The 17,274-nt window shown below is 66.9% G+C and carries 13 protein-coding genes; 8 read left to right on the plus strand and 5 right to left on the minus strand.

Annotation, left to right across the window (positions count from 1 at the left end):
* The first annotated feature begins 47 nt into the window (after nucleotides 1-47).
* A complete protein-coding gene (locus tag ACR4XW_RS04690) occupies nucleotides 48-1,271 on the plus strand; it encodes a cytochrome P450 (RefSeq protein ID WP_434759341.1) in 1,224 nt (407 codons plus the stop codon).
* Between the two features lie 13 nt (nucleotides 1,272-1,284).
* Nucleotides 1,285-2,412 (plus strand): phosphotransferase family protein, encoded by a 1,128-nt coding sequence (locus ACR4XW_RS04695; RefSeq protein WP_434759342.1) that lies wholly within the window; start codon nucleotides 1,285-1,287, stop codon nucleotides 2,410-2,412.
* 100 nt (nucleotides 2,413-2,512) lie between these two features.
* Here ACR4XW_RS04695 and ACR4XW_RS04700 read toward each other — a convergent pair whose 3' ends face one another.
* Genes ACR4XW_RS04700 through ACR4XW_RS04710 form a run of 3 tightly spaced genes read right to left on the minus strand, consistent with a single transcriptional unit; the run spans nucleotide 2,513 to nucleotide 5,983 of the window.
* Nucleotides 2,513-3,514: a TIGR03617 family F420-dependent LLM class oxidoreductase gene (locus ACR4XW_RS04700; protein ID WP_434759343.1), complete on the minus strand. Its 1,002-nt coding sequence runs from the start codon at nucleotides 3,512-3,514 to the stop codon at nucleotides 2,513-2,515.
* 13 nt (nucleotides 3,515-3,527) lie between these two features.
* Nucleotides 3,528-4,667: a serine hydrolase domain-containing protein gene (locus ACR4XW_RS04705; RefSeq protein ID WP_434759344.1), complete on the minus strand. Its 1,140-nt coding sequence runs from the start codon at nucleotides 4,665-4,667 to the stop codon at nucleotides 3,528-3,530.
* Nucleotides 4,664-5,983 carry a flavin-containing monooxygenase gene (locus ACR4XW_RS04710; protein WP_434759345.1) on the minus strand — a complete coding sequence of 440 codons (1,320 nt, stop codon included), beginning with the start codon at nucleotides 5,981-5,983 and terminating at the stop codon, nucleotides 4,664-4,666. Before ACR4XW_RS04710 ends, ACR4XW_RS04705 begins: the two co-directional genes overlap by 4 nt.
* Before the next feature lie 232 nt (nucleotides 5,984-6,215).
* On the opposite strand from ACR4XW_RS04710, the gene ACR4XW_RS04715 reads away from it, so the two are divergent.
* Genes ACR4XW_RS04715 through ACR4XW_RS04725 form a run of 3 tightly spaced genes read left to right on the plus strand, consistent with a single transcriptional unit; the run spans nucleotide 6,216 to nucleotide 9,745 of the window.
* Nucleotides 6,216-8,366, plus strand: a complete 2,151-nt coding sequence (locus ACR4XW_RS04715; RefSeq protein WP_434759346.1) for an arylsulfatase — start codon at nucleotides 6,216-6,218, stop codon at nucleotides 8,364-8,366.
* A complete protein-coding gene (locus tag ACR4XW_RS04720; RefSeq protein ID WP_434759347.1) occupies nucleotides 8,363-9,085 on the plus strand; it encodes an SDR family NAD(P)-dependent oxidoreductase in 723 nt (240 codons plus the stop codon). Before ACR4XW_RS04715 ends, ACR4XW_RS04720 begins: the two co-directional genes overlap by 4 nt.
* Before the next feature lie 39 nt (nucleotides 9,086-9,124).
* Nucleotides 9,125-9,745 (plus strand): TetR/AcrR family transcriptional regulator, encoded by a 621-nt coding sequence (locus ACR4XW_RS04725; RefSeq protein WP_434759348.1) that lies wholly within the window; start codon nucleotides 9,125-9,127, stop codon nucleotides 9,743-9,745.
* Here ACR4XW_RS04725 and ACR4XW_RS04730 read toward each other — a convergent pair.
* Both ACR4XW_RS04730 and ACR4XW_RS04735 read right to left on the minus strand, forming a co-directional pair.
* Complete coding sequence (locus tag ACR4XW_RS04730) at nucleotides 9,720-10,913, minus strand: TIGR04053 family radical SAM/SPASM domain-containing protein (RefSeq protein ID WP_434759349.1); 1,194 nt, start codon at nucleotides 10,911-10,913, stop codon at nucleotides 9,720-9,722. The genes ACR4XW_RS04725 and ACR4XW_RS04730 overlap by 26 nt on opposite strands.
* A 100-nt stretch (nucleotides 10,914-11,013) precedes the next feature.
* Nucleotides 11,014-12,627, minus strand: a complete 1,614-nt coding sequence (locus ACR4XW_RS04735; RefSeq protein ID WP_434759350.1) for an ABC transporter substrate-binding protein — start codon at nucleotides 12,625-12,627, stop codon at nucleotides 11,014-11,016.
* A gap of 155 nt (nucleotides 12,628-12,782) precedes the next feature.
* Here ACR4XW_RS04735 and ACR4XW_RS04740 point away from each other — a divergent pair, with 155 nt between their 5' ends.
* From ACR4XW_RS04740 to ACR4XW_RS04750, 3 genes are read left to right on the plus strand one after another with little or no spacing between them, the layout of a single operon-like run.
* Complete coding sequence (locus tag ACR4XW_RS04740) at nucleotides 12,783-14,402, plus strand: flavin-containing monooxygenase (protein WP_434759351.1); 1,620 nt, start codon at nucleotides 12,783-12,785, stop codon at nucleotides 14,400-14,402.
* Between the two features lies 1 nt (nucleotide 14,403).
* Complete coding sequence (locus ACR4XW_RS04745) at nucleotides 14,404-16,044, plus strand: thiamine pyrophosphate-binding protein (protein WP_434759352.1); 1,641 nt, start codon at nucleotides 14,404-14,406, stop codon at nucleotides 16,042-16,044.
* Nucleotides 16,044-17,249 carry an alpha-hydroxy acid oxidase gene (locus ACR4XW_RS04750; RefSeq protein ID WP_434759353.1) on the plus strand — a complete coding sequence of 402 codons (1,206 nt, stop codon included), beginning with the start codon at nucleotides 16,044-16,046 and terminating at the stop codon, nucleotides 17,247-17,249. The genes ACR4XW_RS04745 and ACR4XW_RS04750 overlap by 1 nt, the downstream gene beginning before the upstream one ends.
* Nucleotides 17,250-17,274 lie beyond the last annotated feature (25 nt).

Genomic DNA, 17,274 nt, shown 5'->3' on the forward strand with positions numbered 1-17,274 from the left:
TCCTGCTCCTTACAGTGGCCCACACCCACTGGTTCGAGGAGGATCCCGTGACCATCGTCAGCGACATCGACTTCACCCATCCCGACACCTTCGTCAACGGCATACCCCACGAGGAACTGGCCGAGTTGCGCCGCAACTCGCCGGTGGTGTGGGTGCCCCAGGAACCCGGCATCGGCGGCTACCCCGACGACGGCTACTGGCTGGTGACCACCCACGAACTGGTGCGGGAGGTCTCGCGCAACGGCAAGCTCTGGTCGAGTTGGGAGAACACCGCGATGTCGCGGCTGCAGGACCACTCCGCCGAGGTGCAGGTGCCGATGCAGCGTGCGCTGTTGCTGAACATGGACGGCCCCGAACATGCCGAGATCCGCCGGATCATTTCCCGTGGTTTCACCCCGCGTGCGGTGGAGGGGTTGCGCGATGCGCTGCGGGAGCGGGCCCGCGATATCGCTGACCGTGCCCAAGCCGGGGAACAGGGCAACTTCGTCGCCGAGGTGGCCAACGAACTGCCGGTACAGGCGATCGCCGACCTGCTCGGGGTGCCGCAGGAAGACCGGATGAAGTTGCTCGACTGGTCGGACCGGATGACCGGTGCCGATGAGGGCCACGATCCGGTGGAGGCGATGACCGAGTTGGTCGGCTACTCCTACGGGCTGGCCGCCGAGCGGCAACAGGAGCCCCAGGACGACATCATCACCAAGCTGGTGGAGGCGAACACCGACGGCCGGCTCACCCCCGAGGAGTTCGGCTACTTCATGATCCTTTTGGTGGTCGCCGGCTCGGAGACCACCCGCAACTCGATCGGCCTGGGCATGATCGCGATGTTGGAGAACCCCGACCAGTGGGAGAAGTTCAAGGCCGAACGACCCGAAACCGCCGCCGACGAGATCATCCGCTGGGCTTCCCCGGTGATGTCCTTCCAGCGCACCGCCACCGAGGACACCGTGCTCGGCGGCCAGGAGATCAAGAAGGGTCAGCGGGTGGTGATGCTGTACGCCTCGGCCAATTTCGACGAGGACGTCTTCGACAACCCCGCCACCTTCGACATCATGCGCAGCCCCAACCCGCACGTGGCCTTCGGCGGCACCGGCCCGCACTACTGCATCGGCGCCAACCTGGCCCGGCTGCAGGTCGAGCTGATGTTCAACGCGATCGCCGATGTGATGCCCGACATCACCTTGCTGGGTGATCCGGTACGGGTGCGATCGGGCTGGTTGAACAGCCTCAAATCCTTCGAGGTGAGCTACGGCACGTGCCCGGTTCGGCACTGATCGAGGAGTGGGGATGAGCAACACCGGCCCTCGGTTGGTCACCAGCACCACCCGTTCCGACGTCACCAGTTGGCCCGAACCCCTGGCCGCGTTCATCGCCGAACAGGTCGGTGGACCGGTGGAACTGACCGAGGTGTCCAGCCCGAGCGGATCGGGCATGTCGGGCATCTCCCTGCTGTTCACCGCCACTTGGGCTGACCCCGATCAGCCGGAGACCGGCGAGCGGACGTCGCGCCGCCTGGTGGCCCGGGTGATGCCACACCCCGACGACCTGCCCGTGTTCCCGATCTCCGATGTGGAACGTGAGGCGGCGGTGATGACCGCCGCCCGGGTCGGTACCGGGCTGCCGGTACCGGAGGTGTTCTGGACCGAGCCATCCGGGCAGGTGATCGGCATGCCCTTCATGATCGTGGAAGCGGTACCGGGCTCGGCACCACCCGACAATCCGCCCTACCTGTTCGGGGGTTGGCTGGCCTCGGCCACCGCCGAGGAGCAACGCCGCCTGGAGACCAGCACGGTCGATGTGCTGGCCCGGGTGCACGCCGCGCCGGCACCCGAGGTGCTGCGCCCCGCATTCGGTGACACCCGCAGCGCCCTGCGGGCCCATCTGGACGAGTCGATCGACTACTACCGGTGGATGCTCGACGGCGGAGAACCGATACCGGTGCTGGAGGACGGCTTCACCTGGTTGGAGGAGAACTTCCCCGACGACGACCGGGAACCGGTCTTCCTGTGGGGAGACTCCCGGATCGGCAACATCCTCTACACCGACTTCACCCCCACCGGGGTGCTGGACTGGGAGTACGCCCGGTACGGGCCGCGGGAGGCCGACCTGGCCTGGCTGATCTGTTTCCATGCGATGTTCCAGGACCTCGCCGAAACCCACGGCCACCCCGGGATGCCGGGGTTCCTGCAACGGGCCCGGATCGAGGAGGACTATGCCGCGGCTTCGGGGCACACCCCGGCGCACATGGACTTCCACCTGACCTACGCGGCGGTGCGCCACGGCGTGATCATGAGCCGGATCGCGCGCCGATCGATCCTGCTCGGTGACCGCGAACCGGTCGAGAACCTCGATGAACTGGTGTTGCATCACAAGCTGTTGCGCAAGCTGCTCGATGGCACCCACCGGTGGGCCTGATGGATATAAACGCACCCTAGACCGGCCGATAGCCCCGAAAAGTGCCGTGACACCCGGATTCGGATGCGTTTTCATCCACGCAGCCATCCACGCAACAGAATCAGTCACGCAATGCACTGGCCAGCTCACTGATGCTGTCGATACCGGGGTCGTAGCCGGGGAAGTAGCAGCACACCCGCTCGGCGAAGGCCCCGAAACGGTGCCGGATCTCGGCGGCACATTCGGCCGGGGTGCCTCGCACGGCCAGCGTTGCCAGCATCTCGTCGGTGATCAGCGAGGTCATCGTGGCCACCTCGCCGATCTTCGACAGTCGGTTCAGTTCCGGTTGCAGCTCGGCCCAGCCTTCGACCTCGAGCACCGAACGGTAGGCCGGTGTGGAGGCGTAGAAGGCGAGCAGGGCTTTCACGCCCCGGTCGGCGGCCTCGCGTTCGGCCGGGGTATTGGCCATCGCCACGATCGCCTGCGGTTCGATCGGTATCTGCTCCCGCCCGCTGCGGCGCAGACCCTCGGCCACCGCGGGCAGGGTCACCCGGGCCAGGTGGCGGTGGCTGTGGAAGGGCATCACCAGTAGCCCGTCGGCGACCTCGGCGGCGGTGCGGGTCATCACCGGGCCGAGTGCCCCGAGCCACACCGGCGGGCGTCCGAAGGGATTCGGGCCGGGGTTGAACATCGGTGGCATCAGGGTGTGCCTGGTGTGCTCCCCCTCGAAGCGCAGCGGTGCGCCGTGCTGCCAGGACTCCAGAATCGCGATCACGGCCCGGACGATCTCCTTCATCCGGGCCGCCGGTGCCGACCAGGTCGCGCCGTAGCGCTTCTCGATGTGCACCTTGATCTGCGAGCCCAGGCCGAGCCGGAACCGGCCGCCACTGAGGCGGTGCAGGTCCCAGGCCGCATGGGCCAGGTGCATCGGTGACCGCGGCATGGCGATCGCCACGTTGGTCATCAGGTCGGTTTCGACCACCTGCGAGGCGATCGCCAGCGGCAGGAACACATCGTGCGGGCCCTCGAAGGTGAACAGCCCGCCGACGCCGGCCGCCACCAGTTCCCGGGCGCGGCCGGCGGTTTCCCACGGCGGGGCGTCGAGTTGAACGTCGAGGTGCATGCCCCGATGGGCCTCAGCCGAGCGCTTCCCAGACCGTGCGGACGTAGTCGGTGGTGCGCTGGGCCCCGACCAGATCGACCGTCATTTTGTTCATCGCGTAGGCCATGGTGACCCGACGATCGATGTCGTTGACCACGATCGCGCCACCCCAGCCCGGCCACCAACTGGCGTTCTCGGGCAGCCAACCGGGCGCGTCCGGGGCCGACAGCCCCACGCCCAGACCGAAGCGGATCGGCAGGAACAGCACCCGGTCGGGGCCGTGCGCGCGCTCGGTGTGGATCTCGCGCACCGCCTCCTCGCTGAGCAGCCGGTGGCCGCCGTGGGCGATTCCCTGATGCGACAGCGCCGATTGCAACTGGGCCATCGAGCGGGCATTACCGTGCCCGTTCACCCCGGCCAGTTCGGCGCGCCGCCACTGTTCGGTGGCGGTGGCCGGCACCCGCATCACCGGGTTGCCGAGCACTCGCACCGCCGGATGGTCGGCGCCGAGCTTCGACATGTCGGCGACCCGGCCCTCCGGGGCGATCAGGGTGGCGATCCGCGGTTCCACCTCCGCGGTGGTGCCGATGTGGTAATCGGCCCCGATCGGCCCGGCCACCTCGGTGCGGAAGACCTCGGAGAGGGTGCGCCCGGACGCCCGCAGCACCAGTTCACTGAGCAGGTGCCCGAAGGCGAGCGCGGCGTACCCGGAGCCCTCCCCCGGGGTCCACCAGGGTGCTTGTTCGGCCAGCTTGGCCGAGGCCGCGGGCACGTCGCATACGGCGTCGACGTCCATCGGTTCGTCCCAGCCCGGCACTCCGGCGGTGTGTGCCAGGATTTGTTCGACGGTGATCAGTTCCTTGCCGTTGGCGGCGAACTCCGGCCAGTAGGTGGCGACCGGGGCGCGCAGGTCGAGCACACCCTGGTCGACCAGATGCATCACCACCAGGGTGGCCATCGTCTTGGTGACCGACCAGGTGTGCACGATGGTGTCGCGCTCCCAGGCCCGTCCGGATTCGACGTCGGCCACCCCGCCCCACAGGTCGACGACGATCTCACCGTCGCGGATCACACACAGCGAGGCGCCCACATCGGTGCCGTCGGCGAGGTTGGCCGCCAATAGGTCGGTGACCGCGCCGAACCCGTCGGCCGCGGTGCCCTGTACCTCGCTCATGCCGGCACCTTCTCCTGGGCCCGCTTCCGACCGGCTTCGAGTTCCTTGTTCAGATCCACCACGTAACGACCGTAATCCACCTGAATGGTGTGGCGACGGGCGGAGTAGTACTGGCCGGTGTGGTCCTTCTCGTCCTCGACGATGATCCGTTCCATCTCGGCCACCTCGGGCAGTTCGTATTCCCCGGTGAGCACCCCGATGAGCAGCTTCGACTGCTGCTCGGCCAGCGGAATGATCGACGGGGACGCCTGGGCGCAGCCGATGAAGAACAGGTTGTCGATGCCCGGCTTGATCATGCGCTTGAACAGCGGGAAGGAGTTGTCCTCCCGGGGCAGCAGTTCGGGATCGTCGAAGAACGGGAAGTCCAGGTCGTAGCCGGTGGCGCAGACGATCACATCCACTTCGATCCGGCGGCCGTCGGTCAGAATCACCGCGTCACCGTCGAGCCTCTCGATCGCGGGCACGACGGTGATGTCGCCCGAACCGGCCCGCTCCAGGAAGTCGACGCTCACCGACGGGTGTGCCGCCAAGGGCTCGTGATCGGGATCGGGCAGGCCGTAGTTCGACATCTTGCCGACGGTCTTCTTGATCACCCGACGCGACAGGGCCAGGCCGAGCTTCTTCGGCATCCACGGCGGACGCATCAGCTTGTCGGCCGGCACCCCGTTGCGGTACTTCGGCAGCACCCAGACCCCGCGACGGGCCGACTGGTAGAGCTTCTTGGTGATCGAGCGGTGCGACAGTTCCGAACCCAGGTCCATGCCGGAGTTGCCCATCCCGACCACCATCACGGTCTTGCCGCGCATGTCGATCGGCTCGAAGGGGCTGATGTACTCGTGGGAGTGAATGATCTGCCCGTTGAACTCACCGGGGTACTCGGGCAGGCGCGGCTTCCAGTGGTGCCCGTTGGCCACCACCAGATTCTCGTAGGTGCGGGTGGTGCCGTCGCTGAGGGTGAGCTCCCAGCCTTCGGCAACCCGGCGGGCCTTGGTGACCGCGGTGTTGAAGGTGATCTTGTCGCGCAACCCGAAGTGATCGACGTAGTCGTTGAAGTAGTCGAAGATCAGCGAGTGGTGCGGGAAATGCGGCCAGTCGGCCGGCGCCGGGTAGTCGGCGAACTCCATCCGGGTGGTGGACGTGTCGATGTGCAGGCTCTCGTAGCACGCCGACATGCCGTTCGGATTCTTGAAGTACCAGTTGCCGCCGACGTTGTCCGACATCTCGAAGCAGTCGAACGAGATCCCGGCGTCCTGCAGTTTCTTCGCCGTGCTGAATCCGGAGCAACCGGCTCCGATGATTGCGACCGTGGGTGTCATGGTCCTCCTAGAACTTGGTCCCCGACGGAATGGTTCATTCTGACTAACACTATGTCAACCCAGTAGTCTCACGGTCCAGGATGGTTGCTGGACAATGTGAGCAATCCCTTACTAGACATTTTGCTAGTTACTTGAGTGTTCGTCACCCACCGGACCCAGACACCGACATCAGCCAGGGGGACCCACGTCAGCGGGACCAGACATCACCAGTTCGCACCAGGATCGGCCCAACGTGGTGCTCGTCCTGCTGGACGATGTGGGGTTCGGGGCGAGCTCGGTGGTCGGCGGCCCGATCCGGATGCCAACCGCGGAACGTCTCGCCGAGGCGGGGCTGCTCTACAACCGCTTCCACACCACCGCCATCTGCTCACCGACTCGAGCGAGCCTGCTGACCGGCTGCGACGCCCATGCCACCGGCGTCGGGACGGTACTGAACGTGGCGAGCAACGAGCCGGGCTATGACGGGGTACTGCGGGACGAAACCGCCACCATCGCTCGCATCCTCAAGGACGCGGGCTACGCCACCGGGGCCTTCGGCAAATGGCACCTGACACCGGCCTGGGAAACATCGGAGCTGGGGCCCTTCGACCGCTGGCCCATCGGCCGGGGCTTCGACACCTTCTACGGGTTCCTCGGCGGGGAATCGGATCACTACGAGCCGAACCTTTATCGCGGGACGACCCCGATCCCACTGCCGGACGGGCCGTACCACTTCACCGAGGACATGGTCACCCAGGCGTCCGATTGGATCCGGCTGCAGACCGCCATGAAGCCCGACCAACCCTTCTTCGCCTACCTCGCGCCGGGGGCGGCACACGCCCCACTGCATGTGGAGGACGCCTGGATCGAGAAGTATCGCGGCGTCTTCGACGAGGGCTGGGACGCGATCCGGCAGAAGCTGCTGGCGGGCCAGATCGCGGCGGGGGTGGCGCCTGCGGACACCGTGCTGACCGAGCGTCCCGAAGGCCTGCCGGCGTGGGAGAGCCTCTCGCCGGAGGAGCAGCAGGTGGGTATTCGCCTGATGGAGGCCTATGCCGGGTTCCTGGAGCACTGCGATACCCAACTGGGGCACGTGGTCGACACCCTGGAGGAACTGGGTCGCCGGGAGAACACGCTGTTCCTGTACGTCGTCGGCGACAACGGCAGTTCGGCCGAGGCCGGTCTGTCCGGCAGCGTGAGCTATTTCGGCGCCATGACCGGCATTCTCGAAAGCACCGACCAGGCCCTGGACCTGTTGGACGAGGTCGGCTCGAAGCGCACCTATCCCCAGTACCCGGCCGGTTGGGCCTGGGCGATGTGCTCGCCCTTCCAGTGGGTGAAGACGGTCGCCTCGCACTTCGGCGGAACCCGCAATCCCCTGATCGTGAGCTGGCCACAGGGCATCGCCCAGCGGGGGCTCCGCAGCCAGTTCGGCCACGTGAACGACATCGTGCCGACCATTCTCGAGGTGACCGGAACCACGGCTCCCGACACGGTCGCAGGAGTCGAACAGCGTCCGATGGACGGCACCAGCCTGGCGTACAGCTTCGACGCCCCGGACGCCCCGGAACGGCACACGACCCAGCACTTCGAGGTCTTCGGCCATCGATCGATCTACCACGAGGGCTGGATCGCCTCGGCCACCCACGGCGTCGCTCCGTGGTTCGCCGCCCGCAAGTACCAGAAGGCGAGCCCCCTGTCCGACGACATCTGGGAGCTTTACAACACGCTGGAGGATTTCAGTCAGGCCAAGGACTTGTCGTCCGAACACCCCGACAAACTCGCCGAGCTGCAGGAGCTGTTCGATGCCGAGATCCGGCGAACCGGCATCCCCGAACCGGTGGACGTGCGCACGAACCGCAAGCCGTTGCCGAACCTGTTGATGGGACGCAATGAGCTGGTCTTCACCGGCCCCGTCACGGCGGTTCCGGAGAGCAACGGCCCGGTGCTGTCGGGTAATCACTGGTTGCTCGAGGCGGAGGTGGAGATTCCGGCCGAGGGAGTTCTGTTCAGCATGGGCAGTCGCCATGCCGGCATCGTCCTGTTCCTGGACGACGCGGGCCGGGCGAACTTCTGTTACCGGGTCTTCGAGGCGAGCCGCGTCGACCTCAGCTCCGAACCGTTGACGCGGGGCAGCCACACCCTCGCGGTCAGTTTCGTCGCCGACTCCCCCACCTCGCTCGGCACCGCCGGGGTGGTGCGCCTCAGCGTTGACGGCACCGAGGTCGCCGACTCCCGGATCGAGCGCACCCAGAACACCTATTTCTCGTTCGACGAACCCCTGACCGTCGGACGGACCTCGGGCTCCCCGGTGGGCGATGCCCACCCGCAGTCCTACCCCTACACCCAACGCATCAAGCGGGTACGCATCGCTTGGGGCCCAGAACAGGAGAACCTACTGTGACCGACCAGACCTTGAACCTCAACGGAAAAGTAGCGCTGATCACCGGTGCGGCACGCGGCCAGGGTGCGGCTGCGGTGAAGCTGTTCCACGACCTCGGCGCCACTGTGATCGGCACCGATGTCACCGACGGTTCCGAGGTGGTGGCGGGCCTCGATCGGGCCGAGTTCCAAGCCCTCGACATCAGCGACGAGGACGCCTGGCAGCGCGTGGTCGAGTATGTCGTGACCACTCATGGACGGCTGGACGTGCTGTTGAACAATGCCGCGATCCACGAGCCGGCCGATTTCTTCGCCTATCCGATGAGCGACATGCGTCGGATGATCGACATCAACCTGTTCGGCCCGATCCTGGGTATGCGGGCGGCCGCCGCGGTGATGGGCGAGGGTGCCTCGATCATCAACGTGTCGTCCAACGACGGTATGCGGGGTCGTCCGGGCAACCTGCCCTACTCGGTCAGCAAGTTCGGGGTGCGCGGCGCCAGCCGTTCGGCGGCCTGGGATCTGGCCGGCAAGGGCATCCGGGTGAACTGCATCATGCCCGGGGCGATCGACACCGAGATGTTGCACGGGGCCACCGCACAGGTGAACCTCAATTTCATTCCGATGCGCCGACTGGGTCACGCCAACGAGGTGGCCCCGATGGCGGCCTTCCTGGCCAGCGATCTGGCCGGTTACATCACCGGCGCGGAGATCTCGGTCGACGGTGGGTTGTTGGCATGATGCTCCGCACCCCGGCATGAACGGATATGGTGGCGCCCGATGAGCACTCGACCGAAGCCCAACCTGCGTCAGGCGCAGAAGGAAATGACGCGCTCCATGTTGGTCCAGCGTGCGGGTGAGTTGTTCACCGAACGCGGCTATGCACCGGTGACGATCGACGAGATCACCAACGCGGTCGGATGCAGCCGGGCCACGTTCTACTTGCACTTCAGTAGCAAGATCGACGTGCTGCGCGAGGTGTCGCGCACCATCCTCACCGAACGCCCGGTGGAGGTCTACGCCGAGCTGGACGACATTCTGGCCGCCGGTGATCGCAGCGACTTCGCCCGCTGGATGCGCCGAGCCCTGGACTGGTTCCTGGCCAACCGCGATTTCCTGCCGGTGTGGGACGAGGCCGCCTCCCTGGAGCCGGAGTTCCGCAAGGTGTCGCGGGTCAGCAGCGAAGAGCTCGCCGATGCGATGCCGAAGTTTCTCGCCACCTGGCCCGCCGAACGTCAGGCCGAGGCGCGGCTGCGGGTGATCCTGCTGGTGTCACAGTTGGAGCGCTTCTTCACCCGGTGGATCGTTCAGGGCGCGATCGACACCACCCCGGAGGAGGCCGCCCGGGTGTTGACCGATATCTGGTATCCGGCGCTCAGCGAGATGCAGCCCCGGAAGTGACCGCCCGCGGCTGGTAGGCGCAGGTCGGGTCGGAGGCCAATGGGTCGCCGGTCATCGCGAAGGCCCGGGCCCGCGATCCCCCGCAGACGTCGTTGAACTCGCACACCCCGCACTTGCCCGAGTAGCCGGACGGGTCACGCAGCGCCCGGAACATCGGGTCGTCGCGGTAGATGTCCTTGAACGACCGCTCGCGCACCGACCCGGCATCATGCGGCAGGAAACCACTGGGGTGCACGTGCCCGACATGGTCGATGAAGGCGAACCCGCGTCCGGAGTTCACCCCGATCGGGGGCCGGCGCACCCGCACCCGCTCGGGCTCGCCCATCAGTTCCCGGGTCTCGGCCAGCAGCCGGTGGTAGAGCTCCCCGCGCGGCGGGGCCGGGTTGCCGTCGCCGGCGATCTCGCCGTCGGCCTCGGCGTCGCGTTGCAGCACGATCCGGCGGTAGTTGGGCGCCTCGGTCACCTTCACCGGAATCCAGTCGGAGACATCGTGCAGCCAGTTGAGCACGTCCTCCTCCTGCTCGGGGGTGAGCGGGCCCAGGTGCGAACCGCGGCCCATCGGCACCAGGAAGAGCACGTACCACAGGTGTGCCCCCATCTGCCGGACGGTGTTCACGATCTGCGGCAGCTCATCGAGGTTGTCGGCGCAGATCGTGGTGTTCACCTGAAATCGGAAGCCGTGCTTCACGATCAGCTCGGCCGCCCGCAGGGTCGCTTCGAAGGTGCCGTCGATGCCCCGGAAGGCGTCGTGGGTGGCGGCGGTGGCCCCGTCCAGCGACAGCGACATCGCCTTGGTGCCGGCGGCCTTGATCTCGGCCAGCCGCTCGTCGGTGAACTTCGGGGTCACCGAGGGTGACAGTGAGATCGGCAATCCCGCCTCGGTGCCGTAACGAATCAGTTCGGCCAGATCTTCGCGCTCGAAGGCGTCCCCACCCGAGATCACCACCATCGGGCGTCCGTCGGGGTAGCTGGCCAGGTCGTCCAGCAGCGCCTTGCCCTCCTCGGTGCTCAGTTGCAGCGGGTCGGGGACGAACTGGGCGTCGGCCCGACAGTGCCGGCAGACCAACTGGCAGGCCCGGGTGACCTCCCAGACCAACAGGAAGGGCCGGTCGTTGAGGTCGTGGTGGACGGTGCGCACCAGCGGTGCATGGTGATGAGGATGGGTCACCCCGACAGTCTACTACGCAAAGTAGGGGGACGGCCGGTCGTTGGTGACGCGGCCATCCCCCTACCGGGATGTTGCTTCAGTGGGCTCCGATGGACTCGGCTCAGTCGGCCACGTAGGCCTTCTTGAACGACACCATCGAGTTCGCGGCACCCTCGACGCCACCGACGTTGTCGGCCCAGAAGGTTGCCTCGGCGAACGGTGCCCAGGTGATGAACGGCACGGTCTCGACGTAGAGGGTCTCGATCTCGGCCATCACCGCCTTGGCCTCGTCCGGCTCGGCCGCCTTGAGCTTGTCGAGCAGTTCGTCCATCTCCGGCGAGGTCGGCATGCCGTAGACCTGGGTGCCCTCGGAGTGCATCGCGGCGTTCATCTTGGAGTACGGGTCGAACTCACGGATCGACACACCCCAGGCCATCACCTCGTAGTCACCGGCCAGGGCGCGGGTGATCTGGTCGGCCGCGGTGCGCAGCAGTTCGGTCTCCACCTCGAAGCCGACCGCCTCGAGCTGGGCCTGCACCGCCAGCGCGGTGTCGCGCGAGGCCTCGTCCTGCCCGTCGATGTAGTGCACCTTGCCGGAGTAGCCGTCGGCCTTGGCCTCCTCGAGCAGCTTCTTGGCCTCTTCGGGGTTGTACTCGATCTCGGGAACCGACTCGTTGTACCACTTGGAGTAATCGGCGAACAGGCGCAGGGTCGGGATGCCCTTGCTCTTGTAGGCCCGGTCGTGGACGACCTTCGGGTCGACCGCCATCGCCAGCGCCTTGCGCACCCGCGGGTCGGCTCCGGCATCGCTGCTCTCGCTGAGGATCGCGGCGTTGCTGGCGGCCACCATGTTCACGTAGCCCGGCTTGTCGGCCTCGAGCATGTCGTCGACCTCATCGGCACCGCGCAGGAAGACCGCCTGAACGTCACCGTTGCTCATCGCGTCGATCGCGGCCTGGGGGTTGTCCAGGTAGGCGAAACGGACGGTGTCGAGATAGGGCTTGCCGTCCCAGTAGCCCTCGAAGGCCTCCACGGTGACGGCCTCACCGGTGTCGACCGACTTCACCTTGAACGGGCCGGCGCCGATCGCTTCGAAGGCCTCGGGGCCACCGGCGTCGGAAGCCTTGGCCACGATCATGCCCGGCCCGGTCGAGAGCATGTTCGGGAAGGTCGGGAACTTCTCGTTGATGGTGATCTTCAGCGTGGTCGCGTCGACCGCCTCGATCGACTTCACGTTCGACCGCCACAGCTGTCCCTCCGGGGCCCGCTGGGCAGCGGCGTAACGCTCCATGCTCCACTTCACCGCTTCGGCGTCCAGGGTGGTGCCGTCGTGGAATTTCAGGTCCGGACGCAGCTTGATGGTGAACTCGGTGAACTCGTCATTGGCCTCGAGCGACTCGGCCAGCTGGGGCACCAGTTCGCCCTTCTCGGCGTCGTAGCGCATCAGGGTGTCGTAGATGTTGTTCATCTCCACACCACCGGTCGACGCCGAAGCGATGGTCGCCGCCGGGTCGAGGCTGCGCGGTTCGAGGAAACCGGTCCAGGTGATGCTGCCGCCCTGTTTCGGTTCGGCATCGGTTTGCTTGCCGACCATTCCCTCGGTGTAGGACGAGCCCTCGCCGGGCCCGGTGTCGTCCGAATCGGTGTCGTCCTGGCCACCGCGGGCACATCCGCTCAATGCGAGCGCCCCCACCAGGGCAGCGACACCAAGTGCCTTCCAACGAGTGCTTCGCATGGGAAACTTCTTTCTGCTTGGTTCGACCGTGAACTTAGCTGTCGCGAAGCCGCCTTCTCGACAGCCGGTCCCACTGGGTCGAAGGTTTACCGCGCCTGATTCTCGGCAAAACTACGCTGCCCGGAACCAGACTTCGGTACAGGAGGTTCACACTCGTGACCACGCAGGAAGCACCCGACACCGGCTCCTACGACGTCGTTGTGCTCGGCGCAGGCATCGCCGGCATCTACGCGGTGTACAAGTTCCGCGAGATGGGCCTCAGCGTGAAGGCCTTCGAAGCCGCCAGTGACGTCGGGGGCGTGTGGTTCTGGAACCGCTACCCGGGGGCCCGTTGTGATGTGGAGTCGATCGACTACTCCTATTCCTTCGACCCCGAACTGGAACAGGACTGGGATTGGAGCGAGAAGTACGCCACCCAGCCCGAGATCCTGGCCTACCTGCGCCATGTGACCGACCGTTACGAGCTGCGTCCGCACATGCAGTTCAACACCCGAATCACCTCGGCCGAACTCAACGAGGAGAACCTCACCTGGACGGTGCACACCGACCGGGGCGACGAGGTGACCGCCCGTTTCTTCGTGATGGCGGCCGGACCGCTGTCGAATGCGAATGTGCCGGCCTTCCCGGGCCTGGGTGATTTCCGCGGCGATGTGCTGCACACCGCCCAGTGGCCGCACGAGGGTTACGACTTCACCGGCAAGCGGGTCGGCCTGATCGGCACCGGCTCGTCCGGCATTCAGGCCACCCCGCACCTGGCCGAGGACGCCGAGAAGCTGTATGTCTTCCAGCGCACCGCGAACTACTCGATTCCGGCCGGCAACCGACCGATCACCGACGAAGGCCTCAAGGAATACAAGGCCAACTACGCCGAACGCCGCGCCATGTCGTGGACCAGCGGCGGCGGCTCCCCGCACCGACCCCATCCGCAGTCGGCCCTGGACGTCTCCCCCGAGGAGCGGGCACGCGCCTACGAGGAACGGTGGAAGCTCGGCGGGGTGCTGTTCTCCAAGACCTTCCCCGATCAGTTGTCGAACCTGGAGGCGAACCACACCGCCCGCGAGTTCTGGGAGAACAAGATCCGCGAGGTGATCAACGACCCCGAGGTCGCCGAGCAGTTGATTCCCAACGATCATCCGATCGGCGCCAAGCGGATCTGCACCGACTCCGACTACTACGAGACCTTCAACCGAGACAACGTCGAGTTGGTGAACCTGAAGCGCACCCCGCTGGAGGGGATGGACGCCACCGGTATCAACACCTCCGAGGCCCACTACGACCTGGACGTGATCGTGTTGGCCACCGGCTTCGATGCGATGACCGGTTCGGTCAGCAAGGTCGACATCATCGGACGCGCCGGTCAGAGCCTGAACGAGGCGTGGGCCGAGGGCCCGAAGACCTACCTGGGGCTGGGCGTCAACGGCTTTCCGAATATGTTCAACTTGACCGGCCCGGGCAGCCCCTCGGTGCTGGCCAACATGGTGCTGCACTCCGAACTGCACGTGAACTTCGTGGCCGATCTGATCAAGTTTCTCGACGAGCGGGGTGCGGCCGGCATCGAAGCCGGCGCTGATGCCCAGGAGGCCTGGGTGAACGAGACCCGCCGACTGGCCGAGGGCTCGCTGCTGAACATGGCGAACTCCTGGTACCTCGGCTCGAACATCCCCAACCGGCCGCGGGTGTTCATGCCCTATGCCGCCGGGTTCTCGGCCTACCGCGAGGTGTTGGAAGAAGTGACGAGCTCGCAGTACCGCGGCTTCAGCGTGCTGGAGAAATGACATGTGGGGTAGCGGAGCCCAAGCCGTTGCACTTGCCCTGGAAGCACTCGGGGTGGACCGGGTCTTCACCGTGCCGAGCGTGCACAACCTGGCGGTGCTGAAAGTCCTGCACGAACGGGGCCGGATCAGCGTCTGCGGGGCCCGCCACGAACAGGGTGCGGTGCACGCCGCCGATGGCTACGCCCGGGCGACCGGCCGGCTGGGGGTGGCGATCGTCAGTACCGGGCCGGGTACCGCCAATGCGATGGGTGGCCTGTACGAAGCCCACTTCGCGTCGTCGCCGGTGCTGTTGTTGACCACGCAGATTCCGACCCGCTACCTGGGCCGTGGTTTCGGCTACATCCACGAGGCCGATCGGCAGAGCGACATGCTGCGGACGGTCTGCAAACAGGTCACCTTGGTGGAACGCTCCCAGGACCTGGCCGACACCGTGGTCGAGGCCGGCCTGGCCGCTCGTCGCGGTCGTCCCCGTCCGGTGGCGGTGGAGATTCCGGCCGACCTGCCCGACGCATCGGTGCTCCTGGATGCCGAACGACTGGCCGAGACCGTGGCTCGCGAACCGGATCCGGTCGGTCCGTCGCCCGATGAGATCGCCGATGCCCTGGCGGTGTTGCGCGAGGCGCGGCGGCCGTTGATCTGGTCGGGTGGTGGGGTGATTCACGGCGATGCGGCCGAAGAACTGCAGCGGTTCGCCCGCGCCTGGCAGGCCCCGGTGCTGACCAGCCGGGAGGGTCGCGGCGCGATCGATGAGGACGACCCGTTGGCGCTGGGCGCGGTGGCCACCAGCGCGGCGATGCGGGAGTTCATCGCCGACAGCGACGTGTTGTTGGCCGTGGGCAGCCGCTTCCAGCAGTACCCCACCGGCCAGTGGACGCTGCCATGGCCCGAGCGCATCGTGCAACTGGACGTCGACCCGCTGATGATCGGCCGCTCCTTCTCCCCCGAGGTCGCGGTGATCGCCGATGCCCGGCCCGGGCTGGCCGCCTTGGCCGACGGCCTGGGCGACTTGGACGAGGCCGCGCTCAGCGAACGCACCGACCGATTGAACGCGGGCCGTGCCGCGACCGAGGCGACCCGAGCTGAGTATGCGAAGCGTTCGGGCCCCGATCACCGCGCGATCGTGGAATCGTTCAACCGGCATCTGCCCGCCGACACCGTGGTGGTGCGCGACCCGACCGTGCCGGCGACCGTCTGGGGTGAATCGCTGCTGCGGATTCACCACCCCCGCACCTCGATTCGCGGGGTGTCGTTGGGCATCGGCCCGGCCCTGCCGTTGGCGATCGGGGCCGCGCTGGGCAGCGGACGACCGACCGTCGCCCTGCACGGCGATGGTGGCTTCATGCTGAGCATCGGGGAGTTGGCCGCCGCGGTGCAGTTGCAGGCTCCGGTGGTGATCTGCCTGTTCAACGACGTGGGCTATCAGATGCTGCGCAATATCGAGTCCGGGATCGGGGACGGCGCCCATCACGACACCGAGTTGGCCACCCCGAAGTTCGCCGAAACCGCTCGTACTTTCGGCGCCCGTGGGGTGTGGGTCGATTCGGCCGAAGCCTTCGATCAGGCCCTGGGCGAAGCGTTGTCGGCCACCGGGCCGACCCTGATCGAGATCGACCTGTCGAGTTTGCACCCGCTGGACACCTGATGGTCGCCCGCCGCCTTCCGCGCCCGTCCGAGCTGGCACCGCTGCTGCGGCTGCGCCCGCGCGAGCCCAATGCCACCGCCCGGCGGTTGGCCCGCGCGCACAGCATCGACGACCTGCGCACCATCGCACTGCGACGCACACCGCGGCCGGTCTTCGACTACGTCGACGGTGGCGCCGACAGCGAGATCAGCATGCGGCACGCCCGCACCGCTTTCGACGCGGTGCGTTTTCAACCGAAGGTGCTGCGCGACGTCAGCGAGGTCGACACCGGCACCACCATCCTGGGAAAGCCCGCCGCCCTGCCGCTGGTCTTCGGGCCGACCGGGTTCACCCGGATGATGCAGCACGAGGGCGAGCGGGCCGTCGGTGCGGTGGCCGAGCGGGCCGGCATCCCGTATGCCCTGGCGACCATGGGCACCACCACGATCGAGGACTTGGCCGCGCATGCACCCGCGGGACGACGGTGGTTCCAGCTCTACCTGTGGCAGGACCGGGAGCGCAGCAAGGGGTTCATCGACCGGGCTGCGGCGGCCGGCTACGACACGCTGATCATGACCGTGGACGTCCCGACGGTCGGCAAGCATCACCGCAGCCTGCGTTCGGGGTTGACGATTCCACCGACCCTGTCGCTGTCGACGTTGGCGAACATGGCCCGCTACCCGCACTGGTGGTTGAACGTGTTGACCACCGAGCCGTTGCGCTTCGCCTCCTCCGGAGAGGGTGCGGGCTACGGCAAGAACGTCCGGATGATCGACCCCGGAGCCACCTTCGCCGACCTGGAATGGTTGCGCTCACACTGGCCGGGCACGCTGTTGGTCAAGGGCACGCTGCGCCCTGACGACGCCCGTCGGGTGGTCGATTGCGGCGCCGACGGGGTGATCGTGTCGAGTCACGGCGGACGCCAGCTCGACCGGACGCCCGCCCCGATCGAGGTTCTGCCGGCAATGGTCGCCGAAGTCGGCGATGATGCCGCGGTATTTCTCGACGGTGGGGTGCGCAACGGTGGTGATCTCGCGGCGGCGCTGTGCCTGGGCGCGCAGGCCTGTTTCGTCGGACGCCCCTATTTGTACGGCCTGATGGCCGGCGGTGAGCGGGGCGTGCAGCGGGCGCTCGAGATCTTCACCACCGAGTTCGAACGCACCATGCGCCTGCTCGGGGTCACCACGGTCGGTGAACTGGACGAGACGCTGATCCGCGCTCACTGACTACGCGCGGTTCGGGCTAACGCGG

Origin of the sequence: Pseudenemella bisphenolivorans (assembly GCF_051133435.1) — a bacterium.
Taxonomy (GTDB): Bacteria; Actinomycetota; Actinomycetes; order Propionibacteriales; family Propionibacteriaceae; genus JAAYAO01.

Excerpts from the sequence above, each read along its gene's own strand:
- ACR4XW_RS04725 (WP_434759348.1), top strand. The coding sequence starts at position 9,125 with ATGAGCACTCGACCGAAGCCCAACCTGCGTCAGGCGCAGAAGGAAATG.
- ACR4XW_RS04750 (WP_434759353.1), top strand. The coding sequence starts at position 16,044 with ATGGTCGCCCGCCGCCTTCCGCGCCCGTCCGAGCTGGCACCGCTGCTG.
- ACR4XW_RS04745 (WP_434759352.1), top strand. The coding sequence starts at position 14,404 with ATGTGGGGTAGCGGAGCCCAAGCCGTTGCACTTGCCCTGGAAGCACTC.
- ACR4XW_RS04705 (WP_434759344.1), bottom strand. The coding sequence starts at position 4,667 with ATGAGCGAGGTACAGGGCACCGCGGCCGACGGGTTCGGCGCGGTCACC.
- ACR4XW_RS04735 (WP_434759350.1), bottom strand. The coding sequence starts at position 12,627 with ATGCGAAGCACTCGTTGGAAGGCACTTGGTGTCGCTGCCCTGGTGGGG.
- ACR4XW_RS04695 (WP_434759342.1), top strand. The coding sequence starts at position 1,285 with ATGAGCAACACCGGCCCTCGGTTGGTCACCAGCACCACCCGTTCCGAC.
- ACR4XW_RS04700 (WP_434759343.1), bottom strand. The coding sequence starts at position 3,514 with ATGCACCTCGACGTTCAACTCGACGCCCCGCCGTGGGAAACCGCCGGC.
- ACR4XW_RS04710 (WP_434759345.1), bottom strand. The coding sequence starts at position 5,983 with ATGACACCCACGGTCGCAATCATCGGAGCCGGTTGCTCCGGATTCAGC.